22 protein-coding genes are annotated in these 21,045 nt (G+C 42.0%); 14 read left to right on the top strand and 8 right to left on the bottom strand.

The genetic code is table 11. From position 1 onward, the window contains the following. Positions 1–319: 319 nt before the first annotated feature. Together METLIM_RS11310 and METLIM_RS11305 are read right to left on the bottom strand one after the other, a co-directional pair. Positions 320–739, bottom strand: a complete 420-nt coding sequence (locus METLIM_RS11310; protein WP_004078582.1) for a hypothetical protein — start codon at positions 737–739, stop codon at positions 320–322. Between the two features lie 26 nt (positions 740–765). Beyond that, complete coding sequence (locus METLIM_RS11305; RefSeq protein ID WP_004078581.1) at positions 766–1,857, bottom strand: permease; 1,092 nt, start codon at positions 1,855–1,857, stop codon at positions 766–768. A gap of 141 nt (positions 1,858–1,998) precedes the next feature. Here METLIM_RS11305 and METLIM_RS11300 point away from each other — a divergent pair, with 141 nt between their 5' ends. The 11 genes from METLIM_RS11300 to METLIM_RS15755 all read left to right on the top strand — a co-directional run bounded on the left by METLIM_RS11300 (position 1,999) and on the right by METLIM_RS15755 (position 10,006). Next, a complete protein-coding gene (locus tag METLIM_RS11300; protein ID WP_004078580.1) occupies positions 1,999–2,370 on the top strand; it encodes a winged helix-turn-helix transcriptional regulator in 372 nt (123 codons plus the stop codon). Positions 2,371–2,486: 116 nt separating this feature from the next. After that, positions 2,487–4,292, top strand: coding sequence for an aldehyde ferredoxin oxidoreductase family protein (locus tag METLIM_RS11295; RefSeq protein WP_281034199.1), 1,806 nt, complete (start codon positions 2,487–2,489; stop codon positions 4,290–4,292). A 181-nt stretch (positions 4,293–4,473) separates the two neighbouring features. Further along, complete coding sequence (locus METLIM_RS11290) at positions 4,474–4,752, top strand: ubiquitin-like small modifier protein 1 (RefSeq protein ID WP_004078578.1); 279 nt, start codon at positions 4,474–4,476, stop codon at positions 4,750–4,752. Positions 4,753–5,055: 303 nt separating this feature from the next. Further along, positions 5,056–6,153, top strand: a complete 1,098-nt coding sequence (arsB, locus tag METLIM_RS11285) for an ACR3 family arsenite efflux transporter (protein WP_004078577.1) — start codon at positions 5,056–5,058, stop codon at positions 6,151–6,153. Between the two features lie 70 nt (positions 6,154–6,223). Then, positions 6,224–6,685: a nitrophenyl compound nitroreductase subunit ArsF family protein gene (locus METLIM_RS11280; protein WP_004078576.1), complete on the top strand. Its 462-nt coding sequence runs from the start codon at positions 6,224–6,226 to the stop codon at positions 6,683–6,685. 8 nt (positions 6,686–6,693) lie between these two features. Beyond that, a complete protein-coding gene (locus METLIM_RS11275) occupies positions 6,694–7,404 on the top strand; it encodes an aromatic aminobenezylarsenical efflux permease ArsG family transporter (protein ID WP_004078575.1) in 711 nt (236 codons plus the stop codon). 82 nt (positions 7,405–7,486) lie between these two features. Then, positions 7,487–7,906, top strand: a complete 420-nt coding sequence (locus METLIM_RS11270; protein ID WP_004078574.1) for an arsenate reductase ArsC — start codon at positions 7,487–7,489, stop codon at positions 7,904–7,906. Continuing rightward, a complete protein-coding gene (locus METLIM_RS11265) occupies positions 7,903–8,244 on the top strand; it encodes a putative zinc-binding protein (RefSeq protein ID WP_004078573.1) in 342 nt (113 codons plus the stop codon). Before METLIM_RS11270 ends, METLIM_RS11265 begins: the two co-directional genes overlap by 4 nt. Positions 8,245–8,320: 76 nt before the next feature. Continuing rightward, complete coding sequence (locus METLIM_RS11260; protein ID WP_004078572.1) at positions 8,321–8,971, top strand: hypothetical protein; 651 nt, start codon at positions 8,321–8,323, stop codon at positions 8,969–8,971. 112 nt (positions 8,972–9,083) lie between these two features. Further along, the gene (locus METLIM_RS17205; protein ID WP_004078571.1) at positions 9,084–9,383 is read left to right on the top strand and encodes a hypothetical protein; all 300 of its coding nucleotides are present in this window, start codon (positions 9,084–9,086) and stop codon (positions 9,381–9,383) included. 119 nt (positions 9,384–9,502) lie between these two features. Beyond that, positions 9,503–10,006, top strand: coding sequence for a winged helix-turn-helix domain-containing protein (locus tag METLIM_RS15755; RefSeq protein ID WP_004078570.1), 504 nt, complete (start codon positions 9,503–9,505; stop codon positions 10,004–10,006). Positions 10,007–10,189: 183 nt separating this feature from the next. Here METLIM_RS15755 and METLIM_RS11245 read toward each other — a convergent pair whose 3' ends face one another. Then, positions 10,190–11,503, bottom strand: a complete 1,314-nt coding sequence (locus METLIM_RS11245) for an ATP-binding protein (RefSeq protein ID WP_004078569.1) — start codon at positions 11,501–11,503, stop codon at positions 10,190–10,192. Between the two features lie 311 nt (positions 11,504–11,814). On the opposite strand from METLIM_RS11245, the gene METLIM_RS11240 reads away from it, so the two are divergent. Further along, positions 11,815–12,246 carry a nucleotidyltransferase family protein gene (locus tag METLIM_RS11240; protein WP_004078568.1) on the top strand — a complete coding sequence of 144 codons (432 nt, stop codon included), beginning with the start codon at positions 11,815–11,817 and terminating at the stop codon, positions 12,244–12,246. A gap of 103 nt (positions 12,247–12,349) precedes the next feature. Here the strand turns inward: METLIM_RS11240 and METLIM_RS11235 are convergent, their stop codons facing one another. The 4 genes from METLIM_RS11235 to METLIM_RS11225 all read right to left on the bottom strand — a co-directional run bounded on the left by METLIM_RS11235 (position 12,350) and on the right by METLIM_RS11225 (position 18,641). Beyond that, a complete protein-coding gene (locus METLIM_RS11235) occupies positions 12,350–12,670 on the bottom strand; it encodes a hypothetical protein (RefSeq protein ID WP_004078566.1) in 321 nt (106 codons plus the stop codon). Positions 12,671–12,676: 6 nt separating this feature from the next. Next, positions 12,677–14,587: an AAA family ATPase gene (locus tag METLIM_RS11230; protein WP_004078565.1), complete on the bottom strand. Its 1,911-nt coding sequence runs from the start codon at positions 14,585–14,587 to the stop codon at positions 12,677–12,679. A gap of 32 nt (positions 14,588–14,619) precedes the next feature. Continuing rightward, a complete protein-coding gene (locus METLIM_RS16685) occupies positions 14,620–14,913 on the bottom strand; it encodes a WYL domain-containing protein (RefSeq protein ID WP_004078564.1) in 294 nt (97 codons plus the stop codon). A gap of 563 nt (positions 14,914–15,476) precedes the next feature. Beyond that, positions 15,477–18,641 carry a DUF3427 domain-containing protein gene (locus METLIM_RS11225; protein ID WP_004078563.1) on the bottom strand — a complete coding sequence of 1,055 codons (3,165 nt, stop codon included), beginning with the start codon at positions 18,639–18,641 and terminating at the stop codon, positions 15,477–15,479. 147 nt (positions 18,642–18,788) lie between these two features. Between METLIM_RS11225 and METLIM_RS11220 the strand changes: the two genes are divergently transcribed. Next, complete coding sequence (locus METLIM_RS11220) at positions 18,789–19,139, top strand: hypothetical protein (RefSeq protein ID WP_004078562.1); 351 nt, start codon at positions 18,789–18,791, stop codon at positions 19,137–19,139. Positions 19,140–19,476: 337 nt separating this feature from the next. Here the strand turns inward: METLIM_RS11220 and METLIM_RS15750 are convergent, their stop codons facing one another. Next, a complete protein-coding gene (locus tag METLIM_RS15750) occupies positions 19,477–20,295 on the bottom strand; it encodes an EFR1 family ferrodoxin (protein ID WP_004078561.1) in 819 nt (272 codons plus the stop codon). 512 nt (positions 20,296–20,807) lie between these two features. On the opposite strand from METLIM_RS15750, the gene METLIM_RS11210 reads away from it, so the two are divergent. Continuing rightward, complete coding sequence (locus METLIM_RS11210) at positions 20,808–21,014, top strand: hypothetical protein (protein ID WP_004078560.1); 207 nt, start codon at positions 20,808–20,810, stop codon at positions 21,012–21,014. The last annotated feature ends 31 nt before the right edge of the window (positions 21,015–21,045 follow it).

The following is a 21,045-nucleotide window of genomic DNA, read 5'->3' as shown; positions in this document are numbered from 1 at the left end:
AGAACAGACTTATCCAGAAGAACGGACAGACCAATCCGAAAAGAGCAAGGCCGGCACCGATCTTCATCAGGCTTTTTGCCTGTCGTTCGTCAGATCTCATTTTGCTTTCTTGTATTGGATTTTTTACCATAGGCCACGCAACGAAATGTTTACCGGTTTCTCTTATCGTTCATGACAATGACTCCCGCTGTGATGCAACCGATACCAGCGATAACGACAGTCGGCAGCAACCAGCCGCTACCTGATACGACCGCGTTGACAATGAAGAGGAACGCCGCCCCGGCAATACAGGGAGCAAATACCTTCAGGACCGGTGGCATCATCGGTTTGTACCCCCGAATTCCCTTCCCAGCTGGATCCGGTGTGCGATCATGAACCCAAGGCCGAACAGGAAAACAAGAACCGAGTGGATCGCATTGAACATGAGTTCGTCCCCTCTTGCACCGGCCAGCAGGGATAACCAGAAGATAGGGCAGAAGATCCCGACAAGCATGATACCGTACCCGATTCTGATATTGCTTTTCAGGTGGATCTCCCGGTTCGTGAGCTGATCCGGGAGTGTTCCGGTCTCACCCCGCAGCAACCGCAGGACCTTCTTCGCAAGCATCGTGTAGGGACAGCAGGAGATCGCGGTACGGGCGAATCCGCGTATTCCCCCATCTGTTACAAGGCTGGAAGCCGGGCACCGGGACTCTCCGCGCTCATTGGATCTGTCCTGCCCTTTTTTCTGTCCGGTCATTTTCTCGTCACCCCGTTACCACATAATCATCCGACAAACAATGCATAGAAAACAAACCCGCCCAGTGTTGCCGTGACGAACACCCAGAGGACGTATGCTGCGATGGCTTTGGGTCTGAGCATAGAACTCAGGATTGCAATCTCCGGCAGGCTCGCGCCGGTCCCCCCGATGAGAAGGGCCATTGCCGCACCGAGGCTCATACCTTTTGTAAGAAGAACCGAGAGCAGAGGGATCGCCATCTCGATTCTCAGGTAGAGCGGGACCCCGATTACTGCTGCGATCGGGATTGCGAGGAGGTTTGAGTTCCCCACGTAGGTCTCGACAATTGATGCAGGAACGAACGCCGCGATGATGCCGCTGATCGCTGCACCGACGAGCACGTAAGGAATTATCTTTACAAAGAGTGCCCGGGCAAACGGCATGCTTCGGACGATACGGGGGCGGTTGCGTTCCCAGAAACTTCCACCCTCATATTCAGCGGCGGGTGATGTCGAGCCGCAGCACGCGGACGATGGAACCACGGGTTCAAAGCAGCATGTCGAAACCGGTTTTGTAACCGGTGCTGAACACCCACATCCCGAAGCGAGCGGTGCCGGAGATGCACTGGACAGTGGAACGCCGCATGCGGGTGCTGATGCCGGAGCAGATGCGGAGCAGTATGATTCGCCTGCGACCCCCACTTCCTTGACCTCATGCTTCAGCCGGGTGCTGCCGAGGAACGTTCCGCCGATTATCGCCATGACGAGGGTCACGACAAAATATACAAGAGCGATCTGCCAGCCGAAGACCCCGAAGATGATTCCCACGACCATGAAATTGCAGACCGGGGCAGAGAATAAAAATGCCAGCACAGTCGGGAAGGGTACTTTTGACTCTATCATTCCCATTGAGACCGGTATCATCGATGCGCTGCAAAACGGGGTGAGTATCCCAAGGAGCGCCCCGATGATCGGCCCTTTTCTCCCGAGGCCGCTCCCGAGGCGTTTCTGGATCTTTTCCTGGGGAACATATTCACGCACGATACCCGTGAGAATCGCGATAACAGCGATAATGATCACGAGCACTACGGCGACGTGGACGAATTCATTGAATGCGATGGTCAGTTGTTCTTCAAACACGGTTTCACCATTATTGTGATTTATACGGATTCCCGGCGCTATGCATGCCAGTGGAATCTCCTATTGATCTCTGCAGCCACTAAATTTATATGGGATACTAACTCTGATTAAATATACTATACAAAAACATAGTGAAAGTGTATGATGAAAGATCCCTCCTGTTATTTCTGCCCGGTGGAAGGCACGCTCGATGTTATCGGCGGCAAATGGAAGCCGCTGATCATCTGGTACTTACGAAAACGCGTGCTGCGGTTCAGCGAAATCAGGCGGGCAATCCCCGGTATTACGGATGTGATGCTGACAAAACAGTTGCGGGAGCTGGAACAGGACGGGATTATCAAAAGAAAAGTATACACCCAGGTCCCGCCCAAGGTCGAGTATTCGCTCACGCCGCTGGGGAACACGATCATCCCGCTCCTTGATGCTCTCTGCGACTGGGCGATCGAACATATGAAGATCCCGATGATTGACGATGATAAGATTGTCGTCTGCGGACCGAAGAAAAGAAAGTGAAGAATCTCATATCTTTCGTAATAATCATACGGCAACAAATTTTTGAATCCATTGAAATTTATTAACAATCCCTGCCTGTTAACGTTTCAACTTTTTTTGAATAAGGTTTAATAACTTTGACCCTCAAGTCACTTTTGGTAATCATCATGGACGGATACGCAGGAAAAATGGTCTATGCCGATCTCTCGGCAGGGACGGTTACGATAAAGCCCACGCCACCGGAACTCAAGCAACAGTACATCGGCGGTCGGGGGTTTGGCATCCGGCTCCTGACCGACATGGTCGATCCGAAGATCGATCCGCTGAGCGAGGAGAATGTCCTCGTATTTGCAGCCGGGCCGCTGACCGGCACCGGCATCCCGTTGGGGAGCCGGTACGAGGTCTCGACAATCTCGCCACTCACGGGAACCGCGATGAGTGCCAACAGCGGCGGTGTCTTTGGCTGGAAGATGAAGAAAGCAGGGTTTGATGCGGTTGTCGTGAGCGGGAAAGCGAAAAAGCCCGTATACCTCCTGCTTGATAACGGGGAGGCTGTACTCCGGGATGCCGCTCATCTCTGGGGTAAAACCACCGGGCAGACCACCGATGCAATTGTGGACGAACTCGAGGACAAGAGCGTCCGTGTATCCTGCATCGGACCGGCCGGGGAAAAGCTGGCACTCATTGCCTGTATCATCAATGAAAAGGCACGGGCTGCCGGAAGAGGGGGCGCCGGCGCTGTCATGGGCTCAAAGAATCTCAAAGCGATCGCCGCACGGGGAGACCTGCCCATAAAGCCGGCAGATGAAGCGCAGCTCAACATCGTCAAGGAGCGCGTACGCAAGAAGATCGAGGAGAACGGGATCGAGAAGGCGCTGCATGATTACGGTACCGCTGTGCTCATCAACATCCTCAACGAGAACTATCTCCTTCCGACCCGAAACTTCCAGACCGCACATTTCCCGGACGCGGAGAAGATCTCCGGCGAGACGATGGCAAAGACTATCCTCAAGAAACCCAAGGGATGCTATGCCTGCATCGTGCAGTGCGGCCGGGTCACCGAAGTCGACGGCGAACACGGGGAAGGGCCGGAGTATGAGCCTGACTGGGCGTTCGGAGCCGATTGCGGGATTAGCGATCTTAAGGCGATAGCCCGGGCAAACAACATCTGCAACGAGTACGGGCTCGACGCAATCGGAACACCGACAACCATCGCCTGCCTGATGGAGATGGCAGAGAAAGGGTACGTGAAGCACCCGATCCGGTTCGGTGACGCGGAAGGGATGTTAAAACTGTTGGAACAGATTGCAAAGCGCGAGGATATCGGGGATGAACTCGCCGAGGGCTCCTTCCGGTTTGCCACGAAATACGGTTATCCCGAATTGTCCATGAGCTCCAAGAAGCAGGAACTGCCGGCCTATGACCCCCGGGGGATTCAGGGATATGCGCTTGCAACCGCCACATCAAACCGGGGCGGTGACCATGTGTACGGGTACATGATCTCGCCCGAGATTCTTGGTGCGCCGGAGAAACTGGACCCTTACGTGGTCACGGGAAAACCGCAGTGGGTCAGGACGTTTCAGGACCTGACAGCATCCATTGATGCCTCGGGGATGTGTCTCTTCACTTCATTTGCCCTGGGAGCAGAGGATTATGCGAATCTTCTCACTGCTACAACCGGTATGGAGATCGATGCCGCTGAACTGATGAAGATTGGCGAACGGATATGGAACCTCCAGAAACTCTACAATATAAAACGCGGATTTTCTCGCAGGGATGATAATCTGCCGGACCGGCTGCTGAACGAACCGCTGAAGGAGGGTGCACCAGCGGGGCAGGTTGCCCGGATTTCTGAGATGCTTGATGAATATTACACTCTGCGGGGATGGGACAGTGAAGGGATACCATCTGAGGAGAAGATAAAGGAACTGGGACTTGTATAATCCGGCAGAAGAGGTGGTAAAAACACCGTTGTTACGGCACGGGATGGTTCACAGCGGGATCCGGGCGGCATCCGTATATTTACGGGAATGAATGTGCCGGCTGCGGTCCGGTTGTGAAACCGTCTGAATTTTTTGCGAGTGGCTCTTCTGCGGGAGAACAGGATGTAAGGAGATTTTGTATATGAAAATTAAGGTGAAGGCGTTTGCTACATTAAGGGAAGTGATGGATATGCAGGTGGACCTTGATATTATGGAAGGTGCAACTGTTGGAACACTCCTTTCCGAGCTTACCGGACGGTATGCCGGGCTTGGTGTTCTCATCTTTGATGGCCCGGATTCCCTCCGGAAATTTGTCAATATCCTCAGGAATGGTAGGAATATTGAATTTCTGGCAGGTCTTGATACAGCTCTGGCTGACGGGGATCTGATTGCCCTCTTTCCTCCGGCGGCAGGTGGATAGGGTATGCCGGTTGTGCACCGGTCATGAATAACGGTTCACAGATGGTGATCGTGCTCATCATTTCCCTTATTTTTGTTTTAAGATGTATTTGTGCCATAAATCAGTCTGAATGTGTAATCTTCCGGCACATTTGCCTGTATTTTTTGCGTGATTATTGTTCTTCACACTGTTTCAAAACAATCTGAAACAATTAGATATATATGGGGTTATGATCAATTATTGTTTCAAACAAATTTGAAATACTCATTTATATCAGCATTCAGATAACTGGCTGCTCTGTGTAAATGAGACCGGAGCTGAGATATGTCTGACCATAAAAATATCAAAAGACTGAACACATTTGAGAAATATCTTACCATATGGGTTGCTCTGTGTATAGCGGGCGGTATTCTTCTTGGAAGATTTTTCCCGCAGGCCGCGGTTACACTGGATAGTTATTCTGTCTATGAGGTCTCAATTCCAATTGCAATCGCTCTTTTTTTCATGATGTATCCAATAATGGTAAAGATAGACTTTGGAGAGGTTTTAAGAGCGGCACAGACGCCAAAGCCCGTTCTGCTGACGCTTATTATAAACTGGGCGATTAAGCCGTTTACAATGTTTCTGATTGCATACTTCTTCCTTGGATATGTCTTTGTCGACTTTATTCCCGGAACAGAAATTCTGGCAAACGGGACTGAGGTTGAACTCTGGAGAAGTTATGTATCAGGGTGTATCCTTCTTGGAATTGCTCCATGCACTGCAATGGTTCTTATGTGGAGTTACCTTGCACGCGGAAACGACGGCTTAACTCTGATTATGGTTGCAATAAACTCGCTTACAATGCTCATTTTGTATGCACCACTTGGAGGATTTCTGCTCGGGGTTAATTCAATGCCGATTCCGTGGCAGACTATTTTGCTCTCGGTTGCAGTATATGTCGGGCTTCCTCTTGTCCTTGGCTATCTGACAAGGAGATGGATAATCTCAAAGAAGGGCATGGCCTGGTTTGAGGAGAAATTCCTGCATATTTTAACTCCGGTGAGCATTATCGCACTTCTTGGAACACTTGTTTTACTCTTCAGTTTCAAGGGTGATGTAATAGTTCAAAATCCGCTAACAATACTCTGGATTGCAGTTCCGCTCTTCATTCAGACAATGCTGATATTCACTCTTGGCTACTTTGTCCTGGCACGACGCTTCAGACTGCCTTACCGTGATGCAGCTCCTGTCGGGATGATTGGGGCATCGAATCATTTTGAGGTTGCCATTGCAACAGCAGCGATTCTCTTTGGGCTTTCATCCGGAGCAGCACTTGCAACGGTTGTCGGTGTGCTCATTGAGGTGCCGGTTATGCTTATGCTTGTAAAAATATGTCTTGGGACAGAGGGAATGTTTAAAGGAAATGAGTCCGATGGATGATTATTCATATCCACTGTATTTTCCGGATGAGTATGTATCTTTAAAAAAACAGTTTGAGGAATGATTTGAGATGAAAACGGCATTAAAGGCGGGCGTTGTGCTTGCATTGTTATCATTGTTTATTATTGCGGGGTGCACAGAGAATACAGATGAGGGTATACCGGATTCTGTAAATTCAGATAAATTCGGGGCTTTGAAGGCTGAACTGTACCATTTCCACACAAACAGTCAGTGCTATTCATGTGTTATTCTTGGTGAGCTTGCTAATGAGACGGTTCAGACCTATTATAAGCCTCAGCTTGAATCAGGAAAACTGATCTTTGAGCATGTAAACATTGATGAAGAGGAGAATAAGGAGCTGGCTGAGAAGTACGGGGCCGGCGGTTCGTCCCTGATGATAGGGGTTTACGGCAAAGACGGAGAGTTTTACCATGAAAACCTTGTCGGTGCTCTGTACCGTTTAAATGATCCTGAATCCTTTGCAGAATATCTGAAAAATATCTTAGACCCACTCATAGGGGGTAGTTCTTGACCGGATTTATGGAAACTATGGGAATGAGCGGCATTCCCGTTATTGCAGCCTTTTTTATAGGGCTGATGACTGCATTCAGTCCGTGCCCGCTTGCGACAAATATGGCGGCCATTGCATATATCTCCGGGAAGGGTGAGAAATTTGTGAGGACTTTGTCAGCCGGAATTCTGTACGCGGGCGGCAGGGCTTTGGGCTATATCCTTGTTGCAGCGGCTGTTTTGTGGCTGGAACTTGGTGTTGCTCCTGTATCTGCATTTCTCAGGAATTACGGTGAGATGCTTCTTGGGCCGTTTTTGCTGATTATAGGAATTATTATCCTAAAGGAGATCTCTTTTGATTCTTTCGGGTTTTTGAATGGTGATTATTCCGGCAGGCTTAAAATGTGGCTCTTTGATCGGGGTCTTTTTGGAAGTTTTGGGCTGGGGTTTGTATTTGCTGTTGCATTCTGCCCTTTCAGTGCGGCACTTTTCTTTGGGATGTTAATTCCGTTAGCGGCCAATAACTCCGATCCTCTGATAATTCCGGCATCTTTTGCTCTTGCAACGGCATTTCCTGTAATTCTTGTCTCTCTGCTTATTGCGGGAGGGATGAAAGGGGCTGTCAGGTTTATGAACCGGGTGAATAAGGCTGATTCATATATCAGGACTGCTGCGGCTTATGTCTTCATTGCCGGCGGAATTTTCTATACCGGAATCTGGATTAAAGGTCTGGTTTTATGACAGCTCTGGAATTTATGCTCTCTTTGGAGGGGATATGTCGGTTATATCTCTCTGCTGAGTGTTTTTAATGGATATATATTAAATGGCTAAGAAGAAGGTTTTGTTTGTGTGCACTCATAACAGTGCAAGGTCGCAGATGGCTGAAGGGTATCTGAATGCCCGTTTTGGGGAGATATTTGAGGCTTTTTCAGCCGGAACTGAGGTTACGTCTGTTAATCCTTATGCGATAAGGGCTATGGATGAGATCGGTATTGATATCTCCAGGCAGTGGTCCAAAAAGCTTGATGAGTTTTTTGGTGTTGAGATGGACCTCCTGGTAACTGTATGTGACAGTGCAAAAGGTGCCTGTCCTATGTTTCCCTGGGCGAAGGAGAAGATTCATGCCGGTTTTTCCGATCCGTCCGCTGCATCCGGCAGTGATGCAGAGGTTATGGAGGTTTTCAGGGGGATAAGGGATGAGGTCACCGGTTTTATTGATGAAAAATTTGGTGACAGGATATGAGTGAGTTAATCGTTGTAACCTGCAGCGGGATCTCAAATACCGGCAGGCTTACGGGTCAGGCGGTGAATGCTTTTATGCAGAGGCATCCCGGGGTTTTTGAGAGGCATATCCCCGCAGCAGATATCTCTGATGGGTTATCTTCAGATTCAGAGGTTGTTGTCATTGAGGGATGTCCGGACTGCTGTTCATGTAAGAAATTAAATGCACTCGGTGTTTTGCCTGTTCTGCATATTACGGCAACAGATCTTGGGATTGAGAAGAGGGGTGTGGATGAGCCTGCTTTTGCTGAGATTGAGATTCTCTCATCTGAGCTTAGAAAAGCTCTTAAAAGACTTTGAATTTTTTATTCGGTCTCCTAAAATATATATCTCCTCCGGGATCTCTTTTTAAAGGTGCAGTTTCATATACTCTGAGATGAGCGGGACTGTATGGGGTTTTAGTGTCAGAAAAGCTGGTTTAATATTTATTATCTCTCTGTTTTTAACCGGAATTCCGGTGCAGGGTGTCTGTGCATTTACTGACGGAAGTGATTGTACAGCCTTTGACAGATGCAGTTTTAATTCTGTCTCCGGGACGTATGCAGAGAGGCAGGTTAAGGAGATGGATTTTCTGCTCTCGCCAAACGGAGATCCGGCAGCGATAATGTTTGCAGGACCTGCCGCTGATTTAAACGGATCACAGTCTCCGGCATCCACAAAAGATATGATGTTTCATGCCAGCCTTGTGGATTATGGGGATATTCAGTATTTCATTGAAGAGCACTCCGATAAAAACAGCCTCTATTCCTATACGGTGGATGCAGAGGCGATCTGTGACCGTTCCCTGCCGGAGATTGAAAAGGAGGGTCTGATGTACCCAAAAGGCCCTGTTATCTCATTTGGATATGACCTTAAGATGAGGGTTTTTGCCGGCATTGACTACAGGTATAAGGAATCCGGCAGCGGGGAGGATATGGGTATATTGAGGGTCTATGAGATTATCAATGAAAATGCAGGTGAACTGGACCCGTTATATGAATTTCCGCCGGTGATATTTTCCAGAGCACATATGCCATACCTGGACTGACGAAAAAAGTTACTGCTTTTTCCGGGTTATTTCGTAATCGTTCTGCGAAATCTTTAACGGACCGGAATTGTAAAAGTTATGATTAAAGGTGATTTGTATATTAATTGCTGAGATGATTTATATTCTCAATGTATTATACAAGGGCAGGTGCTTCAGATCAGATCGTGGTTATAATTCTAAAAAGTTGAACAAATTGTATTTAAAAAAATATCCTGGTAAAGATTATTTAAAATTTGATGATGCTGTCTCTTATCTGCTTAATGGGAGTTATATAAGCGAGGTGAAGAAAAAAGATATCAAATATTATATAATTGATATTAAAAAGGTATCTTCAGCACTTGATTCTCATGGAATAAGCATTGCTATGAAGTGCCTTAAGTATGAGGACATATGTCCCAAATGTAAATTATAATATTTTAATATTACAATATCATGGCTCTGCAAAATATTTTTATCACTTGTGATTATATATATGATCATCCTGAAACTCTGAAAGTAAAATGAATAATATCTGAAAAATACTGGTGGAATATGAATCGTCCTTTTGAAGGAATATTTGGCAATACCTGTGAGCTGAGAATACTTGAATTTCTCCTGCCGCTTAGGGAGATTAAATTCAATGTTACAGAACTGGCTGAAGAGGCTAAAATTTCACGGGTTACTGCCGGCAGGGTTATAAAAAAATTTGCTGAATGGAATATACTTAATGTTCATGATCGTGGTGTTACTGAATATTCGATAAATCCGGATTCTCCAATTGTAAAGAGTGTAGACGCACTAAACAATGCAATTATTGGAGAGATGCTTGGCGAAGAGAAATTAAATGAAATTTCAGAGTACATCTCTGAAAGGCAAAATGTTCAGAATTCAAAGAGCACGGCATTCTCATCCGGAATAAATGGTAGCAGCAATACTGACAATAGTGACAGCAATAGCGGTTACAATACCGGTGGGGATGATGGTAATAATCCGGTGCCCGGATACTGCGGAGAGGAGCATAAATATGTCTGTCACGGTCATAAAGGGGAAAGGTAATTCTGACAATTTTAAAGGTCTGAATTTCCCCGGAATCAGATATATACTACTGCATTAGCCGGAATTTTCTGACCGCCGGAAAAGTGCCGGTAGAAATTTCCTTTCAGCTTTTTAGCAATAATTACATTTTGCAGCAAAAAAGTGTATTTGATTATTCCCGTCAGAAGGGATATGATATTTTTATCAGCTAACCGGGATTTTTAACAGAAACGCTGTTATAGGGATTAGTTCTATCTTTATTTCATCTTCATAAAATGCTTCGGAATAGCTCTCGGTTATGATAAAGCCCGTTTTCAGCCCGAATTTCCTGCAGGCCATGAGGAGTCCTTCAGTCTCTCTTTTTTTGTTATATTCGTTAAGTTTGTAGCAGACCTGAAAGCATTCTGTTATTTTATCACCGGATTTAACAATGAAGTCACATTCATGGCCATTCGCGTTCAGGAAAAATATCTCCCCACCTCTTCGCTTTAGTTCGTTGAAGACGATATTTTCAAACAGTCTGCCCATATTTCCTGAGAATGAGAACGAAAGAGTGTTTACAAAACCCGTATCTGTTGTATAGTATTTGGTATCAGATGCTATCTGTTTTTTAAGGGAGTAATTGTAATTTCTGATTTCAAATAGCATATAGACCTGTTTTAGGTAGTCAATGTAATCTCCGGTTGTGTTATACCCGTATTTTAGTGCTTTTCCTATGCTGCTTATGCTGTTTTGTTTTGTGTCGTTTGAGAGTATGTATTCGGCAAGTGTTTTTAGTTTGTCGTAGTTTTTAAGCCCGTATCGGGCCATTATGTCTTTTAACAGTATTGTATTGAAATATGAGATCAGTTCCTCTTTTTTTAAGTCTTCTTCTACGGTTGCAATCCTTGGGAATCCTCCGTATCTAAGATATTCAGTGAAGAAGCGGTTTATATCAGTTTTTCTCGCAGTGTATTCCATGAGGTCTGTGCATTTTATTCCCTTAAAGATGAGGTATTCCCGGAAGGTTAAGGGATAGACGTCAATGTTCAGGTACCTGCCACCAATTGACGTTGCAATTTCTCCTGAGAGAAGTTTTGATGATGACCCGGTTACGTAGATTTTTGCTTTTTTTAATTCATAGGCAGTTCTGACCCATTTTTCCCATCCGGAAACGTTCTGGATTTCATCGAGGAAGAGGAAGATTTCACCTTTTGGGTTTATGTTCTCTCTGTACACTTCAAGGATTAGGTCAAGTGTTTTTGTGTTCAGGTTGTCTGATAGTCTTGGGTCTTCGAAATAGATATAGAGCAGTTCTTTTTTGCTTTTTTCCTCTGCTAAAGACTGCATTTCAAGTTTTAGGAGAGTTGATTTTCCACTCCTCCGAATCCCGGTCAGGACAATTATTTCTCCTGATTTCCTGAAGAGTTTTATCCTGTCAAGGTATTCCTGTCTTGGGATGTATTCTTCAAAGTCCCTGTTCCAGTAATTCCAGTCATTCAGGATCTCCAGGATCTCAAGTTTTGTGAGTTCCTGCATGATTAGTTATTGCCGTGACAGGATATAATGTTTTAGTGTATGTTATATTTTTATGAATTTTTGTTAATTCTTACATTATCTTTTGTTCATTATTAGTTAATACTTGCATTATAATATGTCCCATTTTAGTTAATTTTCACTGTATGTATTGTTGGACATTAGTTAATCTTAAATCAGAATTATCCGGAGATATGGATAATAGTTAATGACAGATTTCTGTATGATCGGTGACCTGGTAATTTCTTACAGGCAGAAAATCCCGGGTAAGCAGCAGTTATTTATTATCTAAGAACATATGTCCGGTACAGAAAATGAATACATCATATAATTCAAAATCAACAGAAAAAACTGGCTCATTAGATAACCTGAAAACATCAGAGAATAATGGTAATAATGATAACCCACTGAATGCTACAACTATACCACACACCATGTCATCTGCACTGTCACACATAACATCACCAATTAACCTCCTGATAAAATATGAGGCTGAAATATTTCAAAAATTCGGGGTATTAAGGATTGGCATATTCGGCTCATGTGCCAGGGGAACAGATACCCCAAAGAGTGATGTTGATGTATTTGTTGAATTCAGGGAAGGAGAAAAGACTTTTGACAATTATATGGAACTTAAATTCTATCCTGAATCCATCTTTGAGAGAAGTGTTGACCTTGTCACATATGACGGTTTAAACCCACATATCCGTGACGATGTGATGAGTGAGGTCGTCTATGTCGCGTGAGGTCGATCTCTCTCTTGCGGATATTCTCGATGTAATAAATAATATTTGTAATTATGACTTTGCCATAATAATACACACATCATTAAATTTCATAGTTTAAAATCTATTTCTGATTATTTGTAAGTATAAATCTTCGGTTTTCTGAAGGCTCCAGCTTAAATTTAGGAGTCTTATATTTCGGCCATGGTGCATGATTATTATCAAGCATCCACCTGCCGATCTCCTTACTTTTTAGTTCAATACAAGTATTCCAAAAAGATTTTGAGATCGAAACTTCAATAAACTTTTCACTATCGATTATAACCTCAACAGAGTTCCATTCTTTCTGGAAAAATAGATCACGATCCTTTGATTTGATTCTGATTCCATATCCTGAACCAGTTTTGATGTCAGGAGAACCATTTGAACAGCCTGTTACATCCATAATTTTCTACAAAAATTCTACACCTGAAATATCTCTGGCTTTACTAAAAAGATCTTTTACAGTCTGTGGAATATCTTCCTTTTCAATTAAAGAAGCAAGAAAAGTTCCAAGTTCAGGTTTATTAAGATAGTTTGGTTTACATTCTTTTGCTACACATGAAATTATTTCATCTGAAAATTTGTTCTTCTCTCGCATCTTCCGTATATCTTCATCAATCCACAATTTTTCATCCTTTTTTGGCCTATATCTGTTTAAAACGCTTAATATTACTTCATTGGAAAATGTATCCTCAAATTCCTTCTCTCCAATATAAATTAACCTCTCCTTAAAAAAATTATCGACAGACATCCTGTAATCGCTTTCTGTCATTCCTGAAGAAGAAATCATATCATCAGTGAGCAATTTCTCCCTTCTGATTCTTTTAGTATCGTTGTCAAGGAATAGGATTATTAGGTCACTCTTATTTTTCATTAGAAGTTTTAAGAAATTCAGAGCGGCTCCGTTTCCACCAAGTTCAATAAGTGTAATTCCATCTTCTGCCATAGAAGAATTATATAGTTTTCTGTATGCCTGAGGAATAAAATTTGATTCAGTAGGTCCTTCAATAATAATGAAGCACTTCTCAAAGAAGAGATGGCTATTTGAAAGTCCCATTTCCCTACACATCAGAGAAATAAACTCCTGAATTGTAGGGTCATCATCTGATTTTAAATAATCTATTTCAGTACTTCCATGGCAATTCCTCAGTAGGTTTATTGAGGAAGAGGATACAGAATCTATCATAAAGAGTGAATGGGTACATAGGATTACCTGATTTTTCCCTTTGGAATCATCAACTACTGATCTAAGGGTCCTGAATAAGCTTCTCTGAGCTTCAATATGTAGATTATTGTCGGGTTCATCATAACACCGTATTGCATAATCCTGATCAATCCCTGAGAGAACTTCCTTATTCCATTCAAATATTGCAAGATACATCCTTCTTTTAGTTCCGTAACCTTTGTTATTCAGATATTGATAAGGTTCGTATTTTTCTTTGATTTTTACAGGAGTCTGTTTCAGACCGGAAGTAAGATCAATCTCAGGCTCAATGCTGATTGAATCGATCCTCCGATTAAATTTCTGGAGATGTTTTAGGAATTGCCCGGACTCTTCGTTTAACCTCTCTTTTGCACGATCCATTGCATCCTGAATTTTTTGATCTCTCAGCTTTTTAATTCCATTTTGGTCTTTACAATAAAGTTCATCCTCAAAGGATTCTTTCAGCACTTTGAAGATAAGATTTTCGGGATTGTTGTAATCATCTACATTATAGCGAATAAGCTTTGGAAGGAAATTTTGAATATCCTTGAAATTTATTTCATGCCAATCCAAGCTAGAAGGAATTTCTTGGGACTTGATTTGAATGTAATCTTTTACTGCGGTTTTTCTCTCATCCTGATTGTTAAACTTGGTTCCTTCTTTTGGAGATAATCTTAACTCTTCAACAAAAACCCCAAGATCATTGGCATTCATCTTTTTGTAATTGTAAAACCGTTCATCTGAATATCTCTGAGTGTATAGATATGTATGATTATCTTCAGAAGTAAATTCTTTTTTCAGCCTGAAACAGCCGTTTTCATCTAGATAATCTGGAATGTCCATAATTTCATCTTCATCAACGATGAAGATGACCTCACCTGAAATGTCTTCCGCTGTAACTTCATGATCATGTCCACTTTGTGGATCTAGAGCAAGATATCTATAATAGTCCTCAAATTTTGGAATTGCGTTTGTAAGCATTATTTCCAGGAAATCAATGATTGCAGTTTTTCCTGAATCATTCTCACCTATTAATGTTGTAAATTCATGAAATGGTAGATTTTCTATTATGCGATGACATTTATAATTGCAAACGGAAATTGATTTGATCTTCATAAAAATGGTTTGAATAAGTATTGTCTGGTTAACTATACTCTACATATGATTGATGACATATGACTGTCATTTGGATTATAACCTTGATTAATTTCAAAAGAATTATCTAAATGAGAAACACTGCTGATTTTGTCAATAGAATACATTCTCCAGTCTGGTATTTTTCCTGAATTGCTGTGTCCACCAACTTGATATGCTCTTAATGTCTTTTTTCCAGATTTATGATGTATTCCAATTAAATGTGGATTAATAATCCTTGTTTGTCCATCATAAATAATTTTTATCTGATTTTTGGTTTTTATTGCGTCACATATTTTTGAATGCATGAATTTATTTCATCTCCCCAGATCATTGTAATCCCCTTGTTTTAATCACAATTTGTTGTATTTGATGTAAGTCTGTATTAAGTTTCAATCTCGTGATTGGTGGTATTATATAATTGCAGATATATGCAGTTATGTGGGTTAGTTATTTTAGTATCTCAAGTCTAATTTTCTGATATTTTTTGCTGGATTTTTTCCTAATTGTAATTTAAAATGATCTGAACATCTTATAGATCAGAATTCAATTGCTATATATTTATCCCTAAAATGATAGGAATAATGCAAAAATAGAAATTAATTAGAGATTATAATGTTGATTGATAGGATATTGATTTAATCATCATAACATTATCTTATGTTCTCAAAACTCCCTAATTTTTGATGAAAGGTTGGGGCATCTAACGTCATTCAAACTTTTATTCCCTTTAATCTGCATTCCCAGTGGCATATATTTATGAGAATAATTTGGCGTACTATTCGTTAAATTGCAACTAGGCTGATATATTGTCAGTTTTCTGAAAACGCTCATTCTCGTTATGAATTTAGAAGAATATAGGTATTTATTCTCACGTCATCTTCATGGCAACCTTTAAAAATCCTGCCGGCATCTCCTCATCAAGTCTCCAGATTATATTCATTGGCCGGCTGCCGGTGTGACTTACATATTCTGCCGTTCCAAGGCATAGGTATGGTCTTGTTCTGCCCTGAATTTTTTTGGACTCCCTTGCGAAAAGGAGGACCTTGCCGGAATTTTCTTTTTGGTTCATGTATCTCTTTCCGGTTTTGGAATTCTCTGAAGTCGTGCTCTGGGACTGCCAGTGAAAGAGCCTCTCATTAACAGCATAATCTTCATACATGGTCGATGGAGAGAAATATTTCTCAGTCTTATTGAGAGTTATAAAGAATACATCCAGATTTTTCTCCCTGAAATGCACAACGCCCTCACGTGATCCTCTGGGTGGTTTTTCATTTGGAGTATAATATCCAAGTCCGGCGAAAATCTGATCCCTTGAATATGTGCAGTGAAGCTTAAGTGGGGTATTAAATCCCAAATCAAGCGGTTTTTCTATGAAATTTATCTTTCCTGTAACATATTCAAGGGCACTGATAATTTCATCTCTAATCCATTCATTATCAAAAATTCCGGAAAAGATTCTCTCAGAATCAGGTTCATCCAAGACCGGAGCATTATATGCCGAATAATAAAGAACTGAGATGACTTTCCTGCCATAGGAGGACCTGGTAAATTCAGGCAGCTCATCCGGATTTTTGAGAAGCCTGATGATCTCTCCAATTAAACTGACTGAATTAACGGTTATCAACCTGTAAACAGCATCTTTCAGGAGTTTATTATGCACTGTAAATTCGTCATCTTTAGTAATGGCACAATGGGTTAAAAATCCGGCATTTTTGCATAGTTCAGTAAAAGTGGCGGCTGAATAGAGATCCGCCGGATTTATGGCATGATAATCAAGGAAATTTTTAAGATTAAGCGTCAGTCCTGAATCAGATTCAAAATTTCTAATAAGGTTTGTCAGATTTCTCTTATTATTGAGATTGGCTCTTATATTTTCAAGTATCTTATCCATTGCAACTTTTTCAAGATGTATATGGCAACCTCTCGGAAGCATGAAATTTCCGGTCTTGATTTGATTCATTACAGAACAAGCTGACACTTCAAGAATTGATGAAAGTTTATCCCCAAACCGATAGTGCTCATTCTGCCGGCCAACAAAATCAAGCACTGTTAAACACTCCTTATCCTCATGCAGCCTGAGCCCCCTTCCAAGCTGCTGAAGAAATACTGTAATACTCTCAGTCGGCCGTAAAAAGAGGACGGTATCAATTTCAGGGATATCAACACCCTCATTATAGAGATCAATGACAAAGATGAAGTTTATCTCTCTTTTTGTAAGCTTTCCCTGAATTAAATCTCTCTCTTCCCTGCTGCTCTTTGAATGAAGGGCTGCTGATCTAATCCCCAGCTTATTAAATGTCTCAGCCATGAATATTGCATGCTCAATACTCACACAAAATCCAAGTCCGGCAACACCGGAAATCTCGGTAACATATTTTTGAATAGAATCTGCAATATGATACGCCCTCTCTGTATTTCCTGTATAAACCTTTGAGAGCTCATTTCTGTCATAACCTCCACGACTCCATTTAACAGAATCGGGATCGACAATATCTGTCACTCCGAAATAGTGGAAGGGAGAGAGTAATTTTCTGTCGATTGCTTCAGCAAGTCTTATTTCGGCAGCAATCTTCCCGTCAAAATACTCCAGAATATCTAAGTTATCCATTCTCTCAGGAGTTGCCGTAAGGCCTACCAGAATTTTAGGATTATAGTATGAGAGCAGTTTATTGTATGACGGTGCAGCGGCATGATGAAACTCATCAACAATGATCATATCATAATAATCCGGCTTCGTATATTCCCATAAATTCCGGCTGTTAAAACTCTGAACAGAAATGAACAGATGATCCAGTGAGTCCGGCTCATGGCTGCCTACAAGAAGATTTCCGAAATTCTGATCCCTTAAAATCCCCCTGAATGTGTAAAGGCTCTGTTTAAGTATCTCTTCTCTGTGTGCAACAAATAAGAGTTTGGGGTAATTCCCGGTGTTGAACTTCGATTTATAAAAATCCTTATAGTCAAAAGCAGATATGACCGTCTTTCCTGTACCTGTTGCTGCAACGATGAGGTTTTTGAAACTTTTGTGAATTTCTCTTTCGGATTTAAGCTTCTCTAAGATCTCCTTCTGGTAATAATAAGGTTTAATCTCAAAGGCACAGAGAGTTTTGTCACCCGGAATTTCACCCTTCTCAAGTTTTAGGGCTTCTTTTAAGATGACAGAATCTTCCGGCCTGAAAGTTATAAACTCAGAGTCATTCCAATATGTCTCAAAAGTTGCCTTAACTTTCTCTAAAAGGTCAAAATTATCTTTCTCTGTAATCTTCACATTCCATTCAAGTCCGCTTGTAATTGCCGGGTTTGAGAGATTGGATGAACCGATATAGCTTGTTGAAAAACCATTGTCCCTGTAAAAAGTATATGATTTTGCATGCAGTCTTGTTCTTTTTGTATCATATGAGATTTTGACCTCACAGTTTGCAAGACCTTCTAAAAATTCAACCGCCTTGTAATCTGTTGCACCCATGTACGAAGTGGTAATTATCCGGATTTTTTTGCCGGAATTTGAAAATTCCTGCAATTCATCTGCAATTATACGGATGCCACCCCATTTAATAAAAGAGACCAGAATCTCAATTCTGTCAGATGAGAGGATCTCTTTTTTTAGTTCTCCTGCCATACTCGGCTCTATCGCAGCACCTGTAAAAAGGCTGCTCTGGGCAATTGAGGTCTCCGGCCGGATAATTGATCTGGATGTAATCTCCGGAAAATTTACTTTGTCATATAAGGAGAGGAGTATCTCAGCTTCTTCTCCAATATGGCATTCATTTATAGATCCCTCACCGGAAATTTCGGAGAGGTAATGTATTATGTGGTTGCATGCGGCGATCTGATCTTCAATACTCCGGTTTTTTTCTTTAATATGGCCAAGTGCTCTTCTGATTATTAATGATAGATAATTCGCAAGAATTGCCTTTGAATCTTCGATGTCAATCTTATCTTTCTCTGGCTTCCATGATTCATCAAGTAATTTTAGTTTGCCGGAGATATACTCATTAATTACTTGTTCATAGATTCCATTTGAGAGCTGCATATTGTATTACTCTATAAATTAAAATCAAATAATATTTTTGAAATGAATTTGGTGATAAATTCCGGATATCACACAAATCTCCGGCATGAAAAGAAGTATATATTATTAAAGACAATATCCCGCAATCCCGGATAGGGGGTATTTATCATGGCAGAAACAGATAAGGGACATAAATTAAGTGAATCTCAGCGACAATTCCTTGATCAGGCAATCGCACGTGTTAAAGATGTTAACGGTATGGAAAAGGACATCAAAACGAGAATGAAAGATGTCTCTGAAGATGTATGCAAAGAGCTTGAGTCATGGTTTGTTAATCTTGAAAGTCTGAAAAGCCAGGCATGTGTCGAGATTGACATGATCGAACACTCCTCAGTGAACGAGTGGGCAGAGAGACGCCAGAGGGTTGATCAGTATCTCGGAGATGTCGAGCGTGAATTTGAGTCCGGATATGAGATACTTGAACGTCCGGTAAGCAGCAGGGATAAGTGGGAGAAATAACTCAGTTCACCTCCGTCTTTTTTTTATTTTCAGACTTTATCTTTCTCTTTTTTGCGGTCCGATAATATCCGGGGCCATTTACCCGTTTCATCCCGTAATATTTGCAGAGATCTGCCCGTTCACTTCGCTGATGCCTCCTATAAAAGGTAATCAACGTCTCATTTAATTATCTGACTTCGCTGACTATTCCGACAAAATAACTTGAGGTCATCGAAAACAGGATATGTATCATTAATTATCTGACTTCGCTGACTATTCCGACAAAATAACTTGAGGTCATCGAAAACAGAATATGTATCATTAATTATCTGACTTCGCTGACTATTCCGGCATTCAATCAACGTCTCATCAATTCGCTGATTTTTATCTCCGGATTTTTGTATCTTGGCTTCTTCTTTGTGGAATTTTTGTATTGTATGGCCTTCTTCGGGCAGAGGTGCAGGCAGGCAAAGCAGAACTCACAGTTATGGTGCCAGGCTGGTCTTTGGTTCTCTATTGTGATATTTCCGACCGGACAGACCTTTTCGCATGTCCCGCAGCCATTGCATGAATCATCTGCATGAAATTTTTTGTCCTTAGCATGCCCTTTTCTTCTGAGATCGCCGTACATGAATTTTGTAATCAGGTCTGCAAAAATTCCGGACTTCGGGATTTTCTTCTTCCTTGCGGCAATATCTGCGGCAACCGCTTCAAGTTCAGCTTCAGCGGATTTCATGAGCGAATCAAGTTTCTCGCCGGAAGGCGGTGTAAATAACGGCAGGTAATTATCTGCCATCTTAATCTTATTTACATAATCCGGTGCCCTTCCGGACTCTTTCATCTGATCATATGCAATATCTTCAGCAGATGCAGTATGTGACCCATATGTCAGGATTATGAAGATATAATCCGGAAGTTTAAAGTCGGCTTTCTCTATGAATTCAGATACTATGAGAGGAATTCCACACTGGTACACCGGGCAGACTATGCCCACAGCACCTTTTGGGCATTTCACCGGATTTTTGTTTCTCATCACTTTTGCTATTGGGATTAACTCTGTTTCGCCCCGGCAGAAATCAGTGCTCATACCTGTCTTCTCCGAGAGCCTCTCTGCAAGGCCCTTTGAAACCCACAGGCTGTTTCCGGTTCCTGTGAAGTAATATACCGTTGTTTTCATATTTTATAGTCCTGAGATCTCTTATCAGATACGGGCAACATCCCCGAAATCTCTCAATATTACTTTGCCCGCCCTTTGTCAGGGGTTTTTGCGGTTAAAATGTATCTGATGTATCTGTGATACTGTCTTATTTATAGTTATTCTCAAATTCTCCTTTCAGGCTGAATTATTGTAATGAGGAATTTACATTTACAGTCTGACATTCACTTTTATGAATAACTCTTACCGCCGTCCCCGTATGGAATTACATAAAATCTCTCTGCATCTTTTACAATATCGGGTATAAATCCGGCAGGTGAGACTGTGGTCGTTTCTATGTATGTATATCCGGAATTTGTGTATTCCGGTTTTCTGATTCAGGTATAAGTCTGGCAGGTCCTGAGATGGCACAGGAAAAGTCCGGTCCCTTTCAATGTCATTGGATCAAAAAACATTATTTATGATAAAAACAGCATATGATCAGATAAAAGATAAATTGTCTTTAGAATAAATATTAGCCGGAATGTGATATTATGGCAACTCTTCAGTATGTTTACGATTCAAAAGGAAACAAAACGGGAGTTATTATCCCGATAGAGATCTGGGATGAAGAAGAGATGAAAATAAGGGACGATATTGAATTCAGGCCGCAGGATTTCAGAGGAATTTACAAAAACATTGATCTGGATCTGGATGAAGATATCCGGAATTTACGGGATGAATGGGTAAGAGAATGCTAAAATATCTCTTTGATACAAACATCTTAATATA

Origin of the sequence: Methanoplanus limicola DSM 2279, assembly GCF_000243255.1 — an archaeon.
GTDB lineage: Archaea > Halobacteriota > Methanomicrobia > Methanomicrobiales > Methanomicrobiaceae > Methanoplanus > Methanoplanus limicola.
This window is presented reverse-complemented; position numbering and strand designations above follow the sequence as displayed.